This window comes from Streptomyces sp. NPDC001137 (genome assembly GCF_040298885.1).
GTDB lineage: Bacteria > Actinomycetota > Actinomycetes > Streptomycetales > Streptomycetaceae > Streptomyces.
Genome location: NZ_JBEPBA010000052.1, coordinates 1 through 21862, shown reverse-complemented (window position 1 = coordinate 21862; position 21862 = coordinate 1). Strand labels below are relative to the sequence as shown.

The following is a 21862-nucleotide window of genomic DNA, read 5'->3' as shown; positions in this document are numbered from 1 at the left end:
CGCACGACGGCGCAGCTCAAGCGGGTACTGGGAAGGGCGTGCCATAACTCGATCCTCTCAAACGATCGAGTCCCTACCGAACCCGGAACGGTTCAAAGTGACCCACCAGGGTCTTGTCGACTCCTTACCCATTGATCCACTTCTTCTTTCTTTTCTTGGCAAAGTCTTGAAGTGGGTCAGGGAACGTGAGTGTGACTCCCAGCGTCAGGCGGCACTGGGATGAAGTGCATGAAACGCGCAATAGGACTACCTCTGGAGGTCAGCCAGCATGGCGGCTTTTGTGCGCCTTGGTGATTTCTTGGTTTTTGCATGAGTTTTCCGTCTAGCTGTCATGGGTGAGCTGCGCACCTCCCGTGAAGATCAGTTCGTTTCTGTTGGCTCCGCATTGCGGAGTGTCAGGGAGGGAACTGATCATGCGTCACAGACCTGCGACTCGTGGCAGACCGAAGAGGAAGAGACAGGCCCGGCGGCTGCGGCAGATTGCCATGAGTGTGGTGCTGGCGATCGCGGTGGAGACCGCGTTGGTCGCTGAAGACACCGGGATGGCGTTCGCCGCGGGTACGTCCACCACGTCATCCGCGTCCACACCGTCCCATTCATCCAAGGTGTCGGGTCCTGCGGAGGCGCAGGATGAGGCGTCAGCGGTGCTGATGGCCCGTCTGCAGAACCGGAAGATCGAGGTGCTGTCCGCGCGGACGGCGGACTCGACAACGTATGCGCTGCCCGGTGGCGAACTGCAGACCGAGGTGTACGCCGGTCCGATCCGGCGTCAAGCAGGATGGGGCCTGGAAGGACATCGACACCTCGCTGTCCGACACCGGCACCGACCTCACGCCGGCAGCGGCGGCCGCGGACATCGCGGTCTCTGACGGCGGTGACACCCAGCTTGCGTCGGTGGCCAAGGGGAAGGAGTCCTTCGGTCTGGGCTGGCAGCACAAGCTGCCCACCCCATCGCTGAAGGGCGCCACGGCCTCCTACAACCTGGGCAGCGGGCAGACTCTGTCAGTCACCGCGCTGGCGCAGGGCTTCTCGGAGAACATCAAGCTCGCCCAGCAGCCTGGCAACGACACGGTGTCCTACCGGATTCCGCTGAACCTGGACGGGCTGAAGCTGTCCCAGGCGCACTCCGGGCACCTGCTGCTGAAGAACGGCGACGGTGACCTGGTGGCCGAGGCGCCGGCCCCGATGATGTGGGATGCGTCCAAGGACAAGGTCTCCGGTGAGTCGGCGCACCGGGAGCGCGTCGCCACGACGATCGAGACTGCGTCGGACGGCTCGCAGACCCTGGTGCTCACCCCGGACAAGGACTTCCTGGCCACCGCGGCCTATCCGGTGACCGTGGACCCCACGTCCACGCTGGCCGTCACGACGGACACCTGGGTACAGAACCCCGACTACCCGGACTCGCAGGTCTCCTCCGAGGAGCTGAAGTCGGGTACCTACGACGCGGGCACGGACGTGGCACGGTCGTATCTGAAGTTCGACGTGTCGCCGTTCACCGGCAAGCACATCCAGTCGGCGACGATGTCGCTGTACAACTACTACTCGTCGACCTGCTCGACATCGGGTGCGACCACGGACGCCAAGCGGATCACCTCCTCGTGGTCCTCCTCGTCGATCACGTGGGGTGCCCAGCCGACGACCACGACCACCAACAAGGCGTCGAACAGCGCGCGCTCGGGCTACGACTCGTCCTGCCCCGGAGCCTGGTCGAACTGGAACCTGCAGGCCATGGTGCAGGACTGGGCCAACGGCGCGGCCAACTACGGTCTGCAGCTGGCGAGCGCCAATGAGAGTGATTCCACCACCTGGCGCCGCTTCCGCTCGGCCAATTACTCCACGTCCGGGTACGCGCCGAAGCTGGTGGTGACCTACAACTCCTACCCCGGCGTGCCGACCGCGGCCGCGGCCTCGCCCTCGACGGTGAACGCCTACAACGGCAAGCGGTACGTGACCTCGCGGACGCCGACCCTGTCGGCGAAGGTGACGGACGCGGACGGTGGCACGGTCAAGGCCCAGTTCGAGCTGACCCCGGACCCCGCGTACAACGACACCACCTACACCTACACCGCAACCAGCGCTGGTGTGGCGTCCGGTTCCACGGCCACCGTGGCCATCCCGTCGGGCAACGCCTTGACGGCGGGGGACCACCTGCGGCTCCGGGCGCGCGGGTACGACTCCACCGACTACGGGTCCTGGTCGGGGTACATCCCCTTCGACGTGAACACGATGCTGCCAGCGGCCCCGTCCATCAGTTGTCCCTCATACCCGCAGGACACCTGGTCGGCGAAGGCGCCCGGCGCGGTGACCTGCACCCTGAACACGACGTCGACGGACGGACAAGGCTTCAAGTGGGGCCTGGACGACCCGACAATGGCAAAGAGCGTGTATGACACGGTGGACGGCACCGGCGGTAACGCACAGAACATCTCCATCACACCCGCCGACGGCTGGCACACGCTGTACGCCCAGACCATCGACTCCGGCGGAAACCTGTCGGCCACCAACACCAAGTACTCCTTCGGCGTCGGTGCGGACGGTGCCGCGCTGCTCAGCCCCGGCGACGGCGACCGGCCCGCGCGCAGGGTGGCCCTGTCCGCGACCGGCAAGCCCACCTACACCGGTGTCACCTACCAGTACCGCCGCGGGGAGACCGACGGCTGGCACAACGTGCCGCTTGCGGACGTCACCAAGAACAGCGACGGCACGGCTGTGACGGCCTGGCCGCTGGCCGCTCCCAGTGGTGCGCCGCCCGCGCTGACGTGGAACATCACCACGTCACTGACCGAGGACGGCCCGGTCGACGTCCGTGCCGCGTTCACCGACGGAACCACGACCGGGTACTCGCCGTCGTCGACGGTCACCGTGGACCGCAACGCGGGAACCGCACCCAGCCAGGAGGTCGGGCCCGGTTCGGTGAATGCTCTGACCGGTGACTACACCCTGTCGGCCACTGACGCCTCGGCGTTCGGCATGTCTGTCTCGCGTATCGCGTCCTCCCGTCGCCCGAACGCGGGTGCCGAACAGGAGGGTCAGGCCCCGATCTTCGGCCCGCAATGGACCTCCGGCACGGTCGCGGAAATCACCGACTCCCACTGGGCCTACGTGCGCCAGACCTCATCCGCCTCAGTGGCCCTGGTCGACGTGGACGGGAAGGCCACCGGTTTCACCGCCACCAGCTCCGGCGGGTGGAAGCCCGAGCCCGGCGCGGAAGACCTGACCCTGACCGGTTCGCTGACGGGTTCGTTCACGCTCACGGACGACCAAGGAACGACCACCACATTCGCCAAGGTGGACGCCTCCGACGCGCAGGTGACCACATGGAACGTGGCCACCACGAAGCTGGCCACCAGCAACTCCACCACCACCGTGTACTCCACCAAGACCACCGTGGGCGGCAAGCCCGCGGCGCGGCCGAAATACGTCATCGCCCCGACCTCCGCAGTGGATGCGGCCACCTGTCAGACCGACCCCTCCGTGAAGGGCTGCCGCGTACTGGAGTTCCTCTACCCCCTCTCCACCACCGCTACGTCAACGTCCTTCGGTGACTACGTCGGCCGGGTCAAGCGCATCCGCCTGTGGGCCACCGACCCCGGCGCCTCCGCATCCACCGTCACCTCCATCGCCGCATACAACTACGACGACTCCGGCCGGCTGCGCGAGGAGTGGGACCCAAGGATCAGCCCGACGCTGAAGACCAGCTACGCCTACGACAGCTCCGGCCGGGTACAGACCCTGACCCCGCCCGGTGAGCTCCCCTGGACCTTCACCTACGGCACGGCCGGCAACGCGGCCACCGCGGGCCCCGGCATGTTGCTGGCCGCCTCACGGCCGACCCTGGCGGCGGGTTCGAAGACGCAGACCGACGGCGGCACCGCGACTACCAGCGTCGTCTACGACGTACCGCTGACCGGGACCAACGCCCCCTACCAGATGGGCGCCACCGATGTGGCGGCCTGGGGCCAGACGGACGTACCCACCGACGCGGCCGCGGTCTTCCCACCGGACGTTGTGCCCGCGTCGAACACCGGGTCGGCCCTGGCCTCGACGAGCTACACCCGCGCCTCGATCTCCTATGTTGACGCCTCGGGCCGTGAGGTCAACAGCTCCACCCCGGGCGGGCACCTGAGTGTGACCGAGTACGACCACCTGGGCGACACCGTCCGTGAACTGACCGCGGGCAACCGAGAGCTGGCTCTTGCCACCAACGGTCCGGGACTGACCGAGCTGACCCTGCTCGGGATCAACGGCCTGTCCACGGCGGACCGTGCGCAGCGGCTGTCCACCACGCATGTGTACTCCAGCGACGGGCTGCGCGAGCTGGAGAGCTTCGGCCCCCTCCACCTGGTCACCCTGACCGGTGTCCTGCACGCTGGCACCGGCGGCACCGACCTGCCCGCGGGCAGCGAGGTCGCGGCACGCCAGCACACCGTCACCGCGTACGACGAGGGCCGCCCCACCGACGGTACGGCCACCGTGTCCAACCAGCCCACCACCGTCACCATCGGCGCGTACGTGGACGGATACCCCTCCGATGGCGACACCCGCACCACGAAGACGGCCTACGACTGGGCCAAGGGCCTGCCCACCTCCACCACGGACGACCCGGGCGGTCTGAACCTCGTCAAGACCATGACGTACGACGCCCAGGGCCGGGTCACCAAGACCACCTTGCCCAAGTCGAACGCCACCGACGCCGGTGCGACTGTGACCACCTACTACTCGGCAACGGGTACTGGCGCGTGCAACGGGCGCCCCGAGTGGGCGGACCTGGTCTGCTCAGTGGGTCCTGCCGGTGACATCACCAGTGGCGGCACCAACCCCACCCAACTGCCCACCAAGACGACCGAATACGGCAGGTGGGGCAACACCTGGAAGGTGACCGAGACCGCCAACGGCGTCACTCGCACCACCACGACCACCTCTGACGCGGCCGGGCGTCCGACCCTGGTGTCGGTGACCGGTGGGGTGGGCACCGCGGTTCCGGACACCACCACCACCTACGACACGGCCAACGGCGACGTCGCCACCGTCACGGCGGGCGGCCAGACCATCACGCATGTCGCCGACATGCTGGGACGGGAGATCTCCTACAACGACGGCAGTGGCAACACCGCGGCCACCCAGTACGACGCGCTCGACCGGCCCACCCAGGTGACCGACTCCGCTCCGTCGACCACCACCTTCACCTACGACACCACCAAGGACCCACGCGGTGTGGAGACCTCCCGCACCGACTCCGTCGCCGGCACCTTCAACGCCACCTACGACGCGGACGGTGCACTGGCCACCGAGCAACTGCCCGGCGGCTACACCCTCACCGTCACCCAGGACGAGACCGGCGCTCAGACCTCCCGGGTCTACACCAAGGACAGCGACGGCACCGTCGTCGCCTCCGACACCGCCGACCACTCCATCCAGACCCAGACCGTCAACGACACCGACACCGCAGGCCAGACCTACGCCCGCGCCTACACCTACGACAACACTGGCCGCCTGACCCAGGCTGACGACACCGCCCCGGACGGGACCTGCACCCGCCGCGGCTACAGCTTCGACGACAACACCAACCGCACCGCCCTGGCCACCAGCGTCAGCGCCGCTGGCACGGCATGCACCTCCACCGGCGCCACGACCACGAACAGCACCTACGACAGCGCCGACCGGCTGGTCACGTCCGGCACGGTCTACGACGCCTTCGGCCGCACCACCACGCAGGCGTCCGGCGCGACCATCGCCTACTACACCAACGACCTGGTCCAGCAGCAGACCTCCGGCGGCAGCACCAGCCGGCAAACCTGGACACTGGACGCCGCCCAGCGCCTCGCTGCCTGGACGACGCAGATCAACAACGCCGGCACCTGGACCCAGACCGGCAGCAAGGTCAACCACTACGGCAGCGACGGCGACAGTCCCGACTGGATCCAGGAGGACACCACAGGCACCATCAGCCGCAACGTCCAGGGCAGCAGCGGCGACCTGGAGGCGATCACCAGCGCCACCGGCGGCACCGTGCTCCAATTGACGGACCTCCACGGAGACGTCGCCGTCCAGCTCCCCCTGGACACCAGCAAGGCACCGACCGCGCTCGCGTTCGACGAGTACGGCAACCAGGAGAGCGACACCACGGCAACTCGCTACGCCTGGCTCGGCGGCAAACAACGCTCGAGTGAAACGGTCACCGGCGCCATCCTCATGGGTGTCCGCCTCTACGACCCCACGACCGGACGCTTCCTGTCCGTCGACCCCGTTCCCGGCGGCAACGCCAACGCCTACGACTACTGCACCTCCGACCCCATCAGCTGCTACGACTTGAACGGACAGTGGGGATGGGGAAGTTGGCGGCATTTGTATCATCGCGCTCTCAACTTCAACTGCACCTGGCTGGATTGGTGTAAGTCATACGGGGGTGCCGGAGCCGCCGTCTTTGCCAGGAAAGTCAAACATAATAAGACCAACGCCGGCCACAATTACCGGACACAGGCAGAAGCGGAACGAGAAGCGCGGAAAGCCGCGAAAAGCGGCGGACGCTGCCGGTACCGAGGGGTCTGCCGAGCCGGAGACCATGTACACGTGGACTACTACAATAAATGGGGAGAGCTGATGCACACGTTCCACTACCGGTGGATATTGAAGATAAGGCCGTAAAGGACGGAAGAATGAACAGCACTGACGGTGAACAGAATCTTCTGTCGCTGGCTGACGAAATCGCGCAGGCTGTTCAGCGGCACGCCCTAATGGCTGATTACGCCGCCGACGACCCTGGCGCACTCGCAGCAGAAGCGGAAAGCATTCGGACGCTGATGGAGTGCTACAGCAACCTCCTCGGCGACGCAAAGGAGGGTGCAGGGAATCCATTCAGGGAAATGGCCACAACTCCGCATGCGACCGATCCCAACCTACGCGACATCGCAAAGAACGAGATCGAACTGAACGTTTCCTACCGTCTGGCCGTTGTGAATCCGGGCAAGGCTGTAGACCTCGCCCACAATCGAGCCAGAAGCAAAGGAGAAAGATCCGCATGCGTGGCACCCAATAGCGTCGACTCGGACCTAGTGTCGGCCCTATTCGTGATCGACGGCTGGGATCCTGGAGAATACGACCAGGAAGTCGTACGCTTCCTTGGGGAATCCTGGGAATGTAGATTCGCCAAGTAGCGGCGGGCCCCAGTCGCTGTCGAAATCCACCGCCTCCTCGGCCCTGCGGCTGGCGTGCGTTCACCATGCGCAGCCACCGCAGGGCCGGGCGGATTCAAAGCGCCGGTGATCTTGGAGATTCCCTCGTCGCGCCCGTGCGGAGCTGGCGCATGTAGTGGAGTACAGCGGCCAGGTGGCGCGCCGTTCATTCCCGGGCTGTACGACGAGGACTGACCGGCTGCGTCGGCCTACGTGATTTCCCCGCTCCCGTGCGGGTCTTCCGCGATGGCCCCACCCCCACACGGAAAGGAGAGGAGTCGCGGTGCAAGACTTCACCCGGTTCTCGTACCGGGCCCTTGGCGGGGGTGTGGATCACTCCCACTCGTAACTCCTTGATCGAAAATCCCGTTCGTGGCATGGCCGCGTTTTACCTGAGATGGCCCTGGCTGCTTCCGTGGCCCTTCATTTCGTATGGCAAAAGTGGCCGTTAAATGTAGCTCGTCCTGATTGTTTCCAGATTTGAGAAGCAGTCGGAAAGTATCTGTGGAAGTGGAGATCGATGCGTCGTCTTGTCGCGCTGCTGATAGCGCCCGCCCTCCTGCTGGTGGGGTGCAGCAGTGAATCGTCATCCGATCGGCAGCAGCCGGACGGCTACCACCGGCCGCTCGCGGCCCCTTCGGCGCCGGTGCAAACAAAGGCGGCCGTGCCCGCCGTGGTGCACACGGACGCCGTACTGCCCACCGTTTCGGGGCAGTTCGGGAGCCGGGCCACGATCTCGGTTCCGAAGTCTGCGCCGAGCGATAAGTTCGTCGTCGCGCCGCAGACGCAGGGGCGGGGGCCTGCGGCACACACCGGAGACGTGGCCATCGTCCGCTACACCGCCAAGGTGTGGCGCACCGGCAAGGTGCTTCCCGGCCCGTACGACAAGGGGGCACGCCCCCAGGTGTTCGCCGTGGGGCGGGGCGTGACGCTGCCCGCCCTGGACCGGGCCGTGCAGGGCCAACGGGCAGGTAGCCGGGTCCTGGTCGTCGCACCCCCCGCAGCCGCCTACGGCACCACCGGCAGCGCCCCGCTCCACGTCACCGGCAAGGACACCATCGTCTACGCCGTCGATATCCTCGACGTCATCGACGCCCACGCCCTCGTCCCCGGTGACCAGAACTCGCTCTCCGATGCGCTGCCCGAGGTGCACATGAACAAGGGCGACGGCACCGCGACTCTGTCCGTCCCCGACGAGGCGGCCCCCAAGGGCCTGGTCGTCCAGCGCCTGGTGGACGGCGCCGGCCCGGTGGTGAAGGCCGGGCAGACCCTGGTCCTCCAGCATTCCTCGGCCGCCTGGGAGGCGGCTCGCGGCAAGGACGAGGCGGACCTCGTCCTCAGCTCCCACGCGGACGGCGGCCCGCTGCCCGTCGTGATCGGCCGGGGCAACGTCATCGCCGGCTGGGACCGCGCCTTGGTCGGCCAGCGGGTCGGCAGCCGCGTGCTCGCCGTCATTCCCGCGCCACTGGCGTACGGTCTGCATCCTCCGAAGGGCCTGGCACCCGGCGCCACCGTTATCTCGGTCCTCGACATCCTCGCCGCCACCTGAGGCAACGCCGGAACCGGTCACTCATCCAGTCGGCCAGCTCTGCCGTACGAAGGTCGCCCAGTGCGCACCCGTTGATGGTGTGTATCCATCAACCTGCGTCTGGGCGTGCCGCAGGGCGGGGATGGGGGTCGGCTGTCGCGGCGTTCTCGTGGCGCCTCCGGCACGACGGGCCTTCTCAACCCTGCACGGTGAGTTCGCCGTCTCCGCCACGCCGCTCGTGTAGCGCCGCCTCCCGCGCGGCCTGCCACCGGGGCGCGAGTTCTTCGAGCAACTCGCCGAAGTGTGCGTGCGAGATGCCCGACAGGGCAGGATGGGAACAGGCCGCACGGGCCCAGGTAAGGCTCACAACTCACCCAACCAGTACGGCCATTCTCATGTTACGGGCCAGTGGCACAGCACTCTTGATCGTCTTCTGAGCGGCGCCTAGGCTCCCATGCCCATGGAGATGGGGGAACCAGACCGCGGGGGGCGGGCACGGCACGACGGGCTGGTCAAGCATCGTGTAGCCGCAGGCCTGCTGGCCGGGGCGGGACTGGTCATTCTGGGCACGCTGTTCGTCGTACTGCCGGGGGTGGTGGTCGACCACGATCTCGCCGGGGCGAGAATCGCCGCGCAGGATCGACTGACGGCGGTGAACGAGGTCCGCACGACGCTTTTGCAGGTGGTCGGCGGCCTGGTCGTGCTCTTCGGCGCATACGCCACCTGGCGGCAACTGCGGGTGAGTCAGGACGGTTTGCGCGCCACCCAGGAGGGCTACGTCACCGACCGATTCAGCCGGGCCGTCGACCAACTCGGCAGCGACAAGCTGGATGTGCGCATCGGCGGGTTGCACGCGCTGTGGCGGATCGCGGAGCAGTCCGCCCGCGACCGGGAGGCCATCATCTCCATCCAGGCCGCGTATCTGCGTACACACCTGCGCTGGCCACCCGCCGGGCCGGAATCACCGGCGGCAGACGTGCACATCAACGACATCGCACCCCTGGAGACCCGCGCCGCCGACGCCCAAGTGGCGCTGACCGCGCTCGGCGTGCTGTGCCAGCACCGGGAGCAGTCCTGGGTCAATCTCAGCATCACCGACTTGCGCCGGGCCGACTGCGACGGACTGTGGTTCCCCGAGGTCAACTTCGACCGCGCTTGCATGGAGGCGGCGGGCCTGTACCACGCCAATCTGACCCAGGCGTCCCTGGTCTCGGTCAACCTGCGGCACGCCGACCTCACCACTGCGATTCTCCGCCGGAGCCGCTGCATTCTGGCCGACCTACGGGCCGCGAAGCTGGTCGGAACCGACTTGCGTGACGCCGACTTCACCGAGACCGACCTGCGCGAGGCGAACCTGCGTAAGGCCGACGCCCACGGCGCGGTCTTCCACCGCGCTGACCTCCGCATGGCTGACTTGCGTGGCACGGACTTGAGCACCGCCAACCTTGTCGAAGCACGCCTGACCGGCGCCCTGTCCAGTGAGTACACCCGTTGGCCCGCCGACTTCGACCACACGGCCGCCGGAGTCGTCGTCACGGATGACCCTGGCCCCGAGCCCTCGCCCCTACTCCAGCCGCCCGGGATGACGTGGCAGGCACCGCCGCTGAGGTCCGCTCCCTGACCAAGACGCGCTGGTCAAGACTGCGGCGACCGCGATCCGTCTGACCGACGTCACTCTTCCTCAGCGGCGTCCTGATCATGCAGAGCCCCAGGCCGCCAGGCAGATCCGAGAGCTGATATCGCTCCCAAGGTCGTTAGCTAGACCGTGTCCTACGTGGTGAGGCGGACGAGGCGCTTGTAGCAGCGGAGGGCGGCGGCGAGTCCGTGAAAGGCTAGGTAGTTGCGGGGGTTGCGCTCGTGGCAGGCGCTGAGTCTGCGGTAGGCAGACAGCCACGACATCGTGCGCTCGATCATCGACCTCAGCGTCGAGCGTGCTCGGTACGTGGCGGTGTGCGCGGTGCAGTGCCTGGGCGAGGAAGTCCTCGCCCAGGCATGCCGCGATGGACAGATCCGTCATCGCGTCAGGGCTACCGGTCCTTCCTTGTCGTTGCCGTCGCTGCGGCCGTGCCGCCGCCGTCCGAGGGATGGCGTTGCGGCGCCGGGCGGCGACGATCAGCCGAGGGGAGCGGACCAGACCGTCGGCGGGGAGGGCGCCAGCATCCCCTTCCTCGATCAGGTGGCCGCCGGCTGCTGTCGCGACGCGTCACGTGGGGCGGATTCTGCGCCTGTCGTGGACCTGAGCAGGAGTGCACCAGGAAAACTTTGTGTGACGGAAGTGTTGACTGGGACAGGCTCAGAACCTACCTTCTGGTCGAGTTTACGAACGACGTTCGATATATCGGCAATGTGGGAGTGGGTGCTACCTCCGCCCCGCGAGCACCAAGGGAGCAACCCGTGAGGCCTGAACTCACCCGTCGGACGATCCTCGGTCTGATGGCCGGCTCGGCGGCCGCCGCGTTCACCGGCGTCTCGGCCGGCACCGCTCGCGCCGCCGTGCCCGCCTCGCCCGGTGTGACGTACACGAACACCATCGCCGAGCAGCGGGCCGACCCGCACATCTTCAAGCACACCGACGGCTTCTACTACTTCACCGCGACCGTGCCGGCGTACGACCGCATCGTTCTACGCCGGGCCACCACGATCCAGGGGCTGTCCTCAGCCTCCGAGGCGACCATCTGGACCAGGCCCGCCACCGGCACGATGGGCGGCTACATCTGGGCCCCGGAGATCCACTTCATCGACGGCAAGTGGTACATCTACTTCGCCGCCGGTGATGCCAACGACATCTGGCACATCCGGCCCTACGTCCTGGAGTGCGCCGACGCGAACCCGATCACGGGCACCTGGACGGTGAAGGGTCGCATCGCACTGCCGCTGGACACCTTCTCCCTGGACGCGACGACCTTCGCCGTGAACGGCACCCGCTACCTCGCCTGGGCGCAGAACGACCCGGCCGTCGGCCGCGGCACCAACATCTACCTCGCCCAGATGTCCAGCCCGTGGGCCATTACCGGCACACCCGTCATGATCAGCAGGCCGACCGCCGCCTGGGAGACCGCCGGAGGCGAGACAGTCAACGAGGGCCCGGCCGTGCTCCAGCGGAACGGCAAGGTCTTCATGACCTTCTCGGCCAGCGCCACCGACGCCAACTACTGCATGGGCATGCTGACCGCGTCCGCCTCAGCCGACCTGCTCAGCGCCTCGTCGTGGGCCAAGAGCACCGGCCCGGTCTTCGCCAGCTTCGCCGCCACTAGCCAGTACGGCCCCGGGCACAACCAGTTCACGGTCTCCGAGGACGGCACCTCGGACATCCTCGTCTACCACGACCGCAGCTACAAGGACATCACCGGTTCCCCGCTCAACGACCCCAACCGCCGCACCCGCGTGCAGAAGATCTACTGGAAGGCCGACGGCACCCCCGACTTCGGCATCCCGGTCGCAGACGGCCTCACCCCTATCCGGCTCTGCTCCTACAACTACCCCGACCGCTTCATCCGGCATTGGGACTACCGCGCCAAGATCGAGGCGGACGTAGCCCCGCTCGCCGACTCACAGTTCCGCGTCGTCACCGGACTCACCGGAACCGGCACCGTCTCCCTGGAATCGGCGAACTTCCCCGGCTACTACCTGCGCCACAAGAACAACGAGGTGTGGGTGGAGAAGAACGACGGAACGACGCTGTTCGCCGGTGACGCCTCCTTCACCGCCCGGGCCGGCCTCGCGGACTCCGCCGGGGTCTCGTACGAGTCGTTCAACTTCCCGGGCCGATACATACGCCACTACAACTACCTGCTGTACGTCCAGGCTGTCAGCACGACGACCGCTCAGGCAGACGCCACCTTCTACACCCAGTGACCCACCCCGACGTCCCGCGGGCAGTTCCGACCCCACGGGGCCGGAACTGCGCGAACGAACCGGCACATCCGCCACCCCCTGACGTCGCAATGGATGCGGCGATCTCCTTTCCGGCCCGCCGCACGCGAAGAGTCTCCACGCCCCGACTTGCGGTTCGAAATCACCCCGCACATCGCCCGACGCGGCACCGAAGACGGCTCCGGGCTCGGCGTCCACCGCTGGGTCGTGGAAGGCGCCATCGCACTGCTGCACTGGTTCTGCCGCCTACGCATCCGCTGGGAGGTCCGGGACGATATCCACCGGGCCTTCATCATGCTCGGTTGTGCCGTCACCTGCTGGCGACGATTGAGGACGCTCTCTGATTCGAGTCCCAAGTAAGGTGCCATCCCATGTCGCGAACTCGCGCCGGGCACAAGGAGGCGCAAATGCTCGCCAACCCATCGGCGCTGGCGGCCGGAAGGCGTCATTCGGTCGGACGGCGCTGGGACGGAACCGTTCTTGCCGTGGGCAATACTGCAGCCGCGGAATGTCGTGTGGAGCGATGGGAAGACGTCGTCGCGGTGGCAGCCGGCAACGTCCATACCGCGACGAACACGGGCCGGTCTCATACGGTGGGACTCCGGTCGGATGGCACGGTGCTGGCAACGGGGTGGAATGGCGATGGGCAATGTGATGTCGCCGGATGGCGAGGCGTCACGGCCGTGGCCGCAGGCTGGCGCCGCACGCTCGGGCTACTCGCCAGTGGCCGGGTGCTGGCGGTTGGCCGGAGTTCAGAAGGGCAGTGCGACGTGCAGTCCTGGCGCGAGATGGTCGTCCTGTCGTGTGGTGACTGGCACTCGGTCGGCGTCCGGTCGGACGGTTCTGCACTGGCCGCGGGGAACAACCGGCGAGGGCAGTGCGCCGTTGAAGGGTGGCGTGACCTGGCTGCCATTTCGGCCGGGTATCTCCATACCGTCGGCCTCAGAGTCGACGGGCGGGCAGTAGCGACCGGAGACCGGGCAACAGGGGCGTGCGAGGTCGATGAGTGGGAAGACGTGGTGGCGCTCGACGCGGGCAGCTATCACACTGTCGGACTCACTGCGTCCGGACGGGTCCTCGCGGCGGGAGACAACAGCTACGGACAGTGCGAAGTCGGCGAGTGGCGCGACATTGTCGCCGTGGCGGCCGGTTCAACGCACACCCTTGGCCTGCGTGCCAACGGCACAGTCGTGACCGCAGGCAACAATGCCGACAGACAGTGCGAAGTCGATGACTGGTCCGGAGTCCAGCTTCCATAAGCCCCCGGGCCGCGCCACACCGCACTGACACACCGTCATCCCCTGGCCCAGAGACCTCATTATGAATCCAGTCCTAAGCCCGGCTCGCTCGGCACGTCGACGTTGTCCGAAAGCTGAAGCCCGGTAGCGGGTGCATCGGGCACGGCCGCGCCGGCCGGCGGGTCGTCCGTCCCGATCGCGGCGGGGGCGGGTCCGCAGAAGCACTACACGGTGCAGAAGAGCCGGCCGCCGGCACGCGAAAGCTCCGGCTGGACGGGGGAGACCAGCCGGAGCCGGGGCCGTAACGTCCTCCCACCAGCGGGTCGTGGAATTCCGCACCCTCAACATCCGCTACTGGGAGGCCCTCGTAGCGGCCTGGTCCACCGGCGACGACCGGGCCCTGGACGACGCCTGGATCGAGCAGATCGTCGACCTCGGATCGCAATGGGGCCAGTACGAGTACGTCACCAACCTCGGCTTCGCCGCCTGATCCCACGTGCCCTCCCATGCCGGGTGTTTCATCCCTGCAGCGAGTGGCACCGCCCGGTCGAACGACTTGCCCGCCCAGGCGAGAGGGCGCACCAGGACCACACACTCCGTCACCCTCACCGTGCATGGCCCACTGCGCCCTGCGAGCCACAGTGTTCCGACGTCATGACGTATGTGTGCCGACGTGTCGGATCCGGTCCGTCACGCGCCCAGTGGCACAGCACCATCCGTCGCTTCCTATTGACCAGGACGGCCAGCACAGGGGAGGGCGTTCCCCCCGTCCTGTGGCCGGTCAGCCGACGGTCAGGGAGAAGGGGCCACCCAGCACCGAGTAGCCGTCATTGGCGAGGTAGTACACGTCGTAGCTACCCGCGCCGCCCAGTTTGTCGGTCGAAAAGGTCAGGGCGCCGCTGGCGTTGGGGGCGTAGGACCAGATGAGGGAAGCCTGCTTGCCGGGGGTGACGCCCGCCGGGTAGATACCGATCCAGTTCTTGGCGCTCACCTGGGATGCCGATGGCACCGAGTAGCGGAAGGTGACGTTTCCGCCGCTCGCGACCGCGTTCAGGTTGCCGGTGAGCGTCGGGATGGTCGTGGTGGACGGCGCGAACGCGGCGTTGAGTGGCGTGGCGTAGGTGTCGTTGGCGGTCAGTGCGGGCAGGCCGAGGGCCGCCTCGATGGTGCGGCCTATGCCGTAGTGGTCGTAGTGGAGCGGGCTGCTGGTGTCGGCCGGGACGGTGCCCTGGGAGCCGACAACGGTGGTGACGATGTGGTTGTAGGCCTCGCCCTGGCTCTCGTCCCACGTCAGAAGCAGGAGCGAGCGCTGCTGGGTGAAGGCCGCAGAGGCGAGGACCGGCGCGAGGGTCTGCTTCAGCCAGCCGTCCTGGGTCTTGAGGCTGGTGGCATTGCCGTTGCCGGAGGCCTCTCCGTCGTAGTAGTCGTCGGCGGCGACCCAGGAGAAGTTGGGGGTGGTGGCCGCGGACTTCAGGTCGGTGGTCAACTGCGTGGTGTCGAACAGGTGGGCCGCGCAGCGGGAGGCGTTGCCGCTGATGTCGGTGTAGTTGATGAAGGGAGCGTCGTCGGGCTCGTAGTAACTGTCGTGGTCGTTCTTGGTGTTACAGGGGGTGCCCATGCCCTGCTCGTAGGCCTTCCAGGTCTTGCCGGCCGCCTCCAGGGTGTCGGCGAGGTTGCGCTGGGGCGAGTTGATGTTGGGGAAGTACGTGGCGCCCTTGGCGTAGGTGTCGCCGCCGGCGATGGCGAGGTAGTTCTCGTCGCTCGGGTGGTAGACGCCGTGGAAGTCGGTGAGCGTGGCGCCCTGGCTCATGAGGCTGTGCATGTACGGCGTGTCCGCCGGGTCGTTCATGACCTCGGAGTAGTCGGTGTTCTCCATCATGACCATGAACACGTGGTCGTAGCCGGGGACCCTGGAGACCGGCGGGGCGAGCGGGGCCGGCGCGTCGAGCGGGGTGTCCAGGGTGAGGGCGAGGTTGTCGAGGTAGCCGGTCTCGCTGCTCGTCGACAGGAACTGCACCTCGACCTGGATGGAACGGGTGCCGGCCGGGACTGCGCCGGTGGTGCTGCGCGAGAGGAACTTGGTGGCCAGGCCCCGGTCGCTCGCGGAGACCGTGGGCAGCTTGGCGACGGGGCCGATCGGGTGGCCGCTGCCGTCGTGGAAGTGCAGGCTCACTGCGGCATGGCCGCTGTAGGTCGTCCAGCCGCCGAGCCAGCCGGACAGGTCGTAGTGCACCCTCCCGCCGTCGATGGCCGAGGCGGCCGAGGAGACGTCGACGCTCTGCGTCATCGCGCCGTCGCCGAAGTTTCCAGGCCCGAAGAAGGCCTTGCCCGGGGTCTTGCCGTCGCTGGGATACCCGAAGGTGGCCACGGAATGGCACACGACGTTCAAACCGCCGGCCTCGGTGCTCCAGCCGGGGACCGTGGTGGCCGCCGCCCAGTCGCCGGTGCAGTAACCGCCGCTCTCCGCATCGCCGTTGACGATCAGATTGCCGCTGCTTTCGGCTGCCCGGACGGGGGAAGGAACGACGATGATCAGTGCTCCGAGGAGGGCGAGAAGCCCGCCGAGGGATCTCCAGCGCAGTCGCATACGTGGTACCTCGTCCCCTTGATAAGGATGCTGTGCAGGACACGCCCGCACGGCCTGAAGGCGCGCAACGAACGGGACATGACTACTGGTTGTCGCTGTCAAGCGGAAGAACTCCGCCCGAACTTGACCAGACAAGTTCACGGCGGATGAGCCCTTGATCGCAGCGCGGGCCATGACGGGCTCTTTGGCCGCCGTGGCAGGTGCACGCGATGACCAGGCCGCCAGCCGCAAGACGATGGCCAGGCGGGCAGGCGGCAGTCAGGAGAACAGCAATTCTGCGAGTTGCGGCCGCACTTCACTCACGGCGCAGCACTGCCGACCAGACCACCCACCACCATCTCGGAGCGGATCTGGAGGGTGCTCCTCGCGGTGGCCTTCAAGTCGAGATTCATCGAGGCAAGGAGGGTCATGTCCGCCACCTGGGCCCAGGTGGCGCCGTCCACCCAGGCGCAGACGGGGTAGGTGAGCGTCGATCCGTCGGCCCAGGTCCGGGTCACCGCTTCGCAGCTGATCTTGATGCGGGAGCCGGGCGGGGTCTCATCTTCCGCAGGCGTGAGCACCTTGACCTGGCTGTTCTTGGAGCCGTTGCCTGCCAGGACGCGGGAGCGCACCTCGTCGGTGTTCTTGAGCCGGCCGTATATGCCGGTCACTACGAGATCACCCCGTTCGACGCTGGCGGACTGGTACACAGCGACGACGCCTTGGACGGCCTCGGTGTCCCAGCTGTGCCTCCAGCTCCTTTGCAGCGCCCGGCCCTTGGTCGGGGAGTCGTCCTTGGCCAGCTTGAAGTGACCCTCGAGCAGTGCCCGCGGCACGGTCAGGGAGAACTCGGCCCGGGGATAGCTGTTCTCGAGCTTCTTCCCTGCCAGCACCAGCGTCAGCAGGAGCACAACGATCAGGAGGAAGACCCCGCCGATGATCGCCACCCCGGCTTTATGCGGCGGGGCAGGGGGTACAGCGCCCCAGGGGGAGGGAGGTGTCTGGTACGGAGACCGCGGCGCCGGAGGTATGGACAGGCCGGAACGGTACTCAACGCCCGCGAGACGTCACGCTCGGCCGCCCCGCCTCAAGGACGTCACGGCCCGGGTTGTGGCCCGGGTGCGCGCTGTCAGCGGCCCCCGCAACAGCCAATGGGGTGCCCAGGCTCCTGCTCATCGGCCGGCCCTGGTCCGGGGCCACACCACCGTACGTCCCACAGCGCCGGCCCGGCGGGCAGATGTCCAGGGGCGAGGTGCCCGCGCCAGCACAGCCCTGAGACACCTCTGCCGCTGCAGCCCCACCGATCGAGCAACTGCACGACGGCCTCCCTGCAGGCACTGGCCTGTCTCATCGAAGGTTGAGCGTTCTCACCGAACCTTGAGCGGTCCGCGACAGGGACCAGGCTCAGAGTTCAGGCTGTCTCTCCGTCGGTATGAGCCCCTTGATTCGAGGTCTTTACTCGCCGAAGAGGCTCCTTTCCGGAGGCCTTCTTGCCAACGGTCGTCGTCACACGTCATGTGGATCTCCCGCTCACCGCCCCGCCTGTTTCTCCCACGGGGAGCGGGCTCCTGTCGGCGCGCCACCAGCGGCGTGACGCCAGTGCGGCCAGACCGGCGCCGGCGGTGTTGAGCAGTACATCGTCCACGGACGACACCCGGTCCAGTTGCAGGACGTACTGCGCTGTCTCGACCAGGACCGAGCAGCCCGCCCCAAGCGCGAGAACCCGCCGTACCGATGCCAGCGCCGCGAACCGCAGCGGGCCGAGGAACCCCAGCGCCGCGAACACCAGCAGGTTGCCGACGATCTGGCCCGCGTCCATCGTGAGCAGGTCCCGCAGCGGCACCAGGTTCACGACCGCCCCGTCCTCGTCGCCCGGCAGCAGGATCAACCAGACCGGCGGCACTGTCCCGTAGACGACGCCGACCTCAGCGAGCGACATGCGCCACGCCCTCGCCGCCCTGGCACCGGCGAGCCTCCGCCAGCGGGCCAGAGACCACGCCACCAGCGCTGCCAACGGCAACGCGGCCACCGTGAGGAGCGCCACCCCGGTGAACGTACCGACCCAGCCGTGCCATCCTTCGAGCCGCACCCTGCCACCCCTCTGCTTCCATCCGCTTGCCATGGGCAGTCTCACCAACGGCGTGTATCGGGGGCGTATCGATCGGTGTTTGATGCCGCGACAAACAAGATCATCGCGACGACAAACCCTGAACTCAGCGCCGATCAAGCTAGCTTCGGTGAGAACGCTCAGCCTTCGATGAGACAGGACAGGCACCAGGCGGCCGTACGGCCCGCTGACCCCGCTCCGCCCAACCGTCACCTCGGGGACCCGCATTTCGTCGGACCGAGAATGAATCTGACCGCTGTTCCGTGAAAACACAGGTCAGCGGCAGGCAGACATCAGCCGTCGCCGGGGAGCCTTTACCGCCGCGATCAATGCGCTCGGGGACGAAGGGACGGTGCTCGGCTGCCGTGTGGTGATCGACGGCTCGGCCGACTGAGCGCGCCCGCTCACGGAGTCGCGGCAATCACGTGATCGTCCACAGCCATGCCCCACTGACAGCCGTGGGCCCCCACGAGCCGGAGGTCGGCGATGTCGCGCCGGGGCATTGATGCGGATGCGTGAAATTGGTTCTGTCAGCGATCTCGTGAATGCCAAGGTCAAGCGGCTGCGCCAATGGGAATGCCCGGGTCATGGGGGATGTCTGCTTATCGGCCGAGGGCGTGTTCTTTCCCGGGACTACCGGTGTACGGGCGGAGTGTGTGGCGGCGCTCGCGGGCGGGACGCTGGTCCAGCTGTCCAGCACACGCTCGTCGAGAGAGTGTCCGGACTGCGGTGTCGCATCCCGCCGGGTCCACAGCCGTTACGGTCGCCAGCTGGACGACTGTCCCATCGCCGGCAGGCCGGTGCTGGTTCGGCTGACCGTGCGCCGGTTCTTCTGCGATGCCTCAACCTGCCTACGCAGGACGTTCGTTGAGCAGATCGACAGTGTGAGCGAGCCCTACAAGCGGGCCACCTCCGGCCTCCGCTACGTGCTTCGTTCCGTGGCGGCCGAAATGGGTGGACGCCCTGGGGCACGGCTGTGCCGGAAGCTCTCGGTTCCAGCAGGCCGGATGCGGCTCCTCGGGCATCTGCATGCTCCGGTCGTGCCGAACCGGGCCCCACGCGTGCTCGGCGTGGACGAGTTCGCCTTCCGCCGCGGCCGTCGCTGAGGAACCATTCTCGTCGACGTCGAAACCCATCAGCTCGTCGACGTCCTGCCAGACCGGAGTTCCGAGACGCTGGCCGCTTGGCTCCGCGACCATGCCGGTGCCGAGGTCGTGTGCCGTGACCGGGCCAGCGCCTACACTCGCGCCGTCAAGGAAGCCGCCCCCGACGCCACTGAGGTCGCTGACCGCTGGCACCTGCTGCGCAACCTGTCACTTGCCGTCGAACGGGTCTGCCACGAGCACCTCGCCTGCCTGCGAAAATACGCTGAACAGCAGCAGGCCCAGCCGCGGCAGCCCACCTTGGAGCTCGTGCCGACCACGCTGATCATGGACCGGGTCCGACGCAGGCACGAAGTGATCAACCGCATGGTCGATGCCGGCTACCGATCAGTGAGATCGCTCGTCGTCTCGGCCTCGACCGCAAGACTGTCCGCCGCTATCGCGACACCAACTTCGACGTTCTGCTCGCCTCAGCCCGCGACCGCAGGAACGTGCCCCTCGACCGTTTCAAGCCCTACCTCGCCGCCCACGGCGGCCGCCGTGGCCCGCCGCCGCGTCCCGGAAACGCTGATCCACACCTACGACGCCCAGCTGGCCTGCGGTACCCCGCAGGAGCTGCCGACGACCGAGGCGGTCGACGCCATCGAGGAGTTCCTCGCCACCGCCTGCACCGGCACAGTCCCGTGGCCGGGCGGGCCCGCCACCATGGACTACCACGCTGCCGAGGCCGGCTCCTGGCGCCAGACAGTGGACGCCGCCGGTTCCCGCTTCACCCACGTGAAGATCAGGGATGGCTTGAGTTGGCTCCGCGCAAGAGCCATGGGCCGGCGGGCGGGGGCGGCGTGCTGTCCTCGCGGCCTTTCCCGTTCAGGCCGCAGCTTGGGAGGCGAAGGGGAGCAGTTCCTCCCGGCCCTTGCCGACCACTCCGTAGGTGGCCTCCGGAACCTCGATCCAGGCTCCCGGCAGGTCCCCGACCGGTTCGGAGACCACCAGGCGCGCATCGTCGGCCACGTTCTCAAGGCGGGCGGCCCGGTCGGGAAACAGCTTCCGCAGCTGCGGGACGCTCCGGTTGAAGTACAACGACCGGGTCCGCCCCTCGCTCGAATACCGGAACGCCCACAGGGTCTCACCGTCACTGGTCGCGATCGTGCCCTGGAAGGGCGACTGGTGACCGTGCTCGCGGCCGAGCGTCTCGACGAGCCCGATCGTGCGCGCGACAGCGCCCGGAGGGTCGTCCTCGAGGCCGAAGGTCAGCGCCAGGTAGAACATCAGCTCGGAGTCGGTCGTGCCGCCAATGCTCAGGTAGAGCGCGGGGTCGACTGCGAAGGCAAGATCGCGTTTGATGTCGCTGAGCCCGTCGATGAAGCCGTTGTGCATCCACAGCCACCGCCCGTGCCGGAACGGGTGGCAGTTGGTCTGCTGGACGGACGACCCGATTGCGGCGCGGATGTGCGCGAAGAACAGCGGCGAGGTGGTGTGCGCCGACAACTCACGCAGGTTCGTGTCGTTCCACGCCGGCTCTGTGCTGCGGAAGACCCCCGGCGCGTCGGTGCCCTCGTCGTACCAGCCCACGCCGAAGCCGTCGCCATTGGTCGTCTCGGCACCGAGCCTGGAGTGCAGACTTTGATCGATCAGCGAGTGGACCGGTGTGTAGAGCACATCCGTCAGCCGGACGGGAGAGCCCCAGTAGGCGAGCCATCTGCACATGGTCGACCTCCTTCGGACGTCGGAACCCGCGGGAGACCTCGGCGCGCCAGGCCCCGCCAGGCGTCGCTCACCATCCAATTGTCGATCAGTTCTCCAAAGGGCGCAGAGCGGGAACACCCGACGGGTAGCAGGCTCTGCCGCAGCCCGGGTCGCCCGACCGCGCAGGCTCACCCGTGGTGCGCGCGAGAGCCACCGTCGGGGTCGGTCGGCTGGCTCCTCCTCGTCCTGGCCGCGCTGATGATGACCTGCCAGGTGTCGCTTGCCGCCGCGCAACAGGCGATCGTCACCGACTGGACCACCGCACTCAGCCGCCTCAGCCTTAGCTGACCTGCCCCCCTCTGCCCTCGGCAGGCAGACTGCGGGCTCTTCAGCTCGGACGATCGTGTCTACCACCTCACCGGAAACAAGCTGCTGAAGAGACAAATGTACGACCAGGCCGACTTCGACCTCCTACGACGCCGCATTCTCCTTGAGCTGTACTGAGATTTGTGGAGTCCCTGATGCCAGGGTTACGGTCCTGGCGAAGGAGATCCACCAGCACCATGGCAGCACCCCGTAAATATCC

12 protein-coding genes and 3 pseudogenes are annotated in these 21862 nt (G+C 67.4%); 10 read left to right on the top strand and 5 right to left on the bottom strand.

All coding sequences use genetic code 11. The features are described from left to right. The first annotated feature begins 726 nt into the window (after nucleotides 1–726). The 4 genes from ABT254_RS46225 to ABT254_RS46210 all read left to right on the top strand — a co-directional run bounded on the left by ABT254_RS46225 (nucleotide 727) and on the right by ABT254_RS46210 (nucleotide 10324). Nucleotides 727–6648 carry a DNRLRE domain-containing protein gene (locus tag ABT254_RS46225; RefSeq protein WP_351483722.1) on the top strand — a complete coding sequence of 1974 codons (5922 nt, stop codon included), beginning with the start codon at nucleotides 727–729 and terminating at the stop codon, nucleotides 6646–6648. A gap of 11 nt (nucleotides 6649–6659) precedes the next feature. After that, nucleotides 6660–7157, top strand: a complete 498-nt coding sequence (locus tag ABT254_RS46220) for a hypothetical protein (RefSeq protein WP_351483721.1) — start codon at nucleotides 6660–6662, stop codon at nucleotides 7155–7157. Nucleotides 7158–7695: 538 nt separating this feature from the next. Beyond that, nucleotides 7696–8724 (top strand): FKBP-type peptidyl-prolyl cis-trans isomerase, encoded by a 1029-nt coding sequence (locus tag ABT254_RS46215; RefSeq protein ID WP_351483720.1) that lies wholly within the window; start codon nucleotides 7696–7698, stop codon nucleotides 8722–8724. A 445-nt stretch (nucleotides 8725–9169) separates the two neighbouring features. Next, the gene (locus tag ABT254_RS46210) at nucleotides 9170–10324 is read left to right on the top strand and encodes a pentapeptide repeat-containing protein (protein ID WP_351483719.1); all 1155 of its coding nucleotides are present in this window, start codon (nucleotides 9170–9172) and stop codon (nucleotides 10322–10324) included. A gap of 149 nt (nucleotides 10325–10473) precedes the next feature. Here ABT254_RS46210 and ABT254_RS46205 read toward each other — a convergent pair. Further along, a pseudogene (locus tag ABT254_RS46205) lies at nucleotides 10474–10623 on the bottom strand (IS5/IS1182 family transposase); the annotation flags it as partial. Nucleotides 10624–11136: 513 nt separating this feature from the next. Here ABT254_RS46205 and ABT254_RS46200 point away from each other — a divergent pair. From ABT254_RS46200 to ABT254_RS46185, 4 genes and pseudogenes are all read left to right on the top strand, one after another. Next, complete coding sequence (locus ABT254_RS46200) at nucleotides 11137–12558, top strand: family 43 glycosylhydrolase (RefSeq protein WP_351483723.1); 1422 nt, start codon at nucleotides 11137–11139, stop codon at nucleotides 12556–12558. Nucleotides 12559–12717: 159 nt separating this feature from the next. Next, nucleotides 12718–12936: pseudogene (locus tag ABT254_RS46195) on the top strand (IS5/IS1182 family transposase); the annotation flags it as partial. A 47-nt stretch (nucleotides 12937–12983) separates the two neighbouring features. Then, the gene (locus tag ABT254_RS46190; RefSeq protein WP_351483718.1) at nucleotides 12984–13835 is read left to right on the top strand and encodes an RCC1 domain-containing protein; all 852 of its coding nucleotides are present in this window, start codon (nucleotides 12984–12986) and stop codon (nucleotides 13833–13835) included. Nucleotides 13836–14139: 304 nt separating this feature from the next. Beyond that, nucleotides 14140–14304 (top strand): hypothetical protein, encoded by a 165-nt coding sequence (locus tag ABT254_RS46185; RefSeq protein ID WP_502972155.1) that lies wholly within the window; start codon nucleotides 14140–14142, stop codon nucleotides 14302–14304. Between the two features lie 291 nt (nucleotides 14305–14595). Here the strand turns inward: ABT254_RS46185 and ABT254_RS46180 are convergent, their stop codons facing one another. From ABT254_RS46180 to ABT254_RS46170, 3 genes are all read right to left on the bottom strand, one after another. Further along, nucleotides 14596–16401: an alkaline phosphatase family protein gene (locus ABT254_RS46180; RefSeq protein WP_351483717.1), complete on the bottom strand. Its 1806-nt coding sequence runs from the start codon at nucleotides 16399–16401 to the stop codon at nucleotides 14596–14598. Nucleotides 16402–16700: 299 nt separating this feature from the next. Beyond that, nucleotides 16701–17327 carry a hypothetical protein gene (locus tag ABT254_RS46175; protein ID WP_351483716.1) on the bottom strand — a complete coding sequence of 209 codons (627 nt, stop codon included), beginning with the start codon at nucleotides 17325–17327 and terminating at the stop codon, nucleotides 16701–16703. A 566-nt stretch (nucleotides 17328–17893) separates the two neighbouring features. After that, the gene (locus tag ABT254_RS46170) at nucleotides 17894–18469 is read right to left on the bottom strand and encodes a VanZ family protein (RefSeq protein WP_351483715.1); all 576 of its coding nucleotides are present in this window, start codon (nucleotides 18467–18469) and stop codon (nucleotides 17894–17896) included. Nucleotides 18470–19032: 563 nt separating this feature from the next. Here ABT254_RS46170 and ABT254_RS46165 point away from each other — a divergent pair. Both ABT254_RS46165 and ABT254_RS46160 read left to right on the top strand, forming a co-directional pair. Next, on the top strand, nucleotides 19033–19593 hold the full coding sequence (locus ABT254_RS46165) for a transposase family protein (RefSeq protein ID WP_351483714.1): 561 nt from the start codon (nucleotides 19033–19035) through the stop codon (nucleotides 19591–19593). A 6-nt stretch (nucleotides 19594–19599) separates the two neighbouring features. After that, a pseudogene (locus tag ABT254_RS46160) lies at nucleotides 19600–19854 on the top strand (transposase); the annotation flags it as partial. A gap of 603 nt (nucleotides 19855–20457) precedes the next feature. Here ABT254_RS46160 and ABT254_RS46155 read toward each other — a convergent pair. Continuing rightward, complete coding sequence (locus ABT254_RS46155; RefSeq protein WP_351483713.1) at nucleotides 20458–21297, bottom strand: class II glutamine amidotransferase; 840 nt, start codon at nucleotides 21295–21297, stop codon at nucleotides 20458–20460. Between the last annotated feature and the right edge of the window lie 565 nt (nucleotides 21298–21862).

Excerpts from the sequence above, each read along its gene's own strand:
- ABT254_RS46210 (WP_351483719.1), top strand. The coding sequence starts at position 9,170 with ATGGGGGAACCAGACCGCGGGGGGCGGGCACGGCACGACGGGCTGGTC.
- ABT254_RS46190 (WP_351483718.1), top strand. The coding sequence starts at position 12,984 with ATGCTCGCCAACCCATCGGCGCTGGCGGCCGGAAGGCGTCATTCGGTC.
- ABT254_RS46180 (WP_351483717.1), bottom strand. The coding sequence starts at position 16,401 with ATGCGACTGCGCTGGAGATCCCTCGGCGGGCTTCTCGCCCTCCTCGGA.
- ABT254_RS46155 (WP_351483713.1), bottom strand. The coding sequence starts at position 21,297 with ATGTGCAGATGGCTCGCCTACTGGGGCTCTCCCGTCCGGCTGACGGAT.
- ABT254_RS46200 (WP_351483723.1), top strand. The coding sequence starts at position 11,137 with ATGGCCGGCTCGGCGGCCGCCGCGTTCACCGGCGTCTCGGCCGGCACC.
- ABT254_RS46220 (WP_351483721.1), top strand. The coding sequence starts at position 6,660 with ATGAACAGCACTGACGGTGAACAGAATCTTCTGTCGCTGGCTGACGAA.
- ABT254_RS46215 (WP_351483720.1), top strand. The coding sequence starts at position 7,696 with ATGCGTCGTCTTGTCGCGCTGCTGATAGCGCCCGCCCTCCTGCTGGTG.
- ABT254_RS46165 (WP_351483714.1), top strand. The coding sequence starts at position 19,033 with ATGCCAAGGTCAAGCGGCTGCGCCAATGGGAATGCCCGGGTCATGGGG.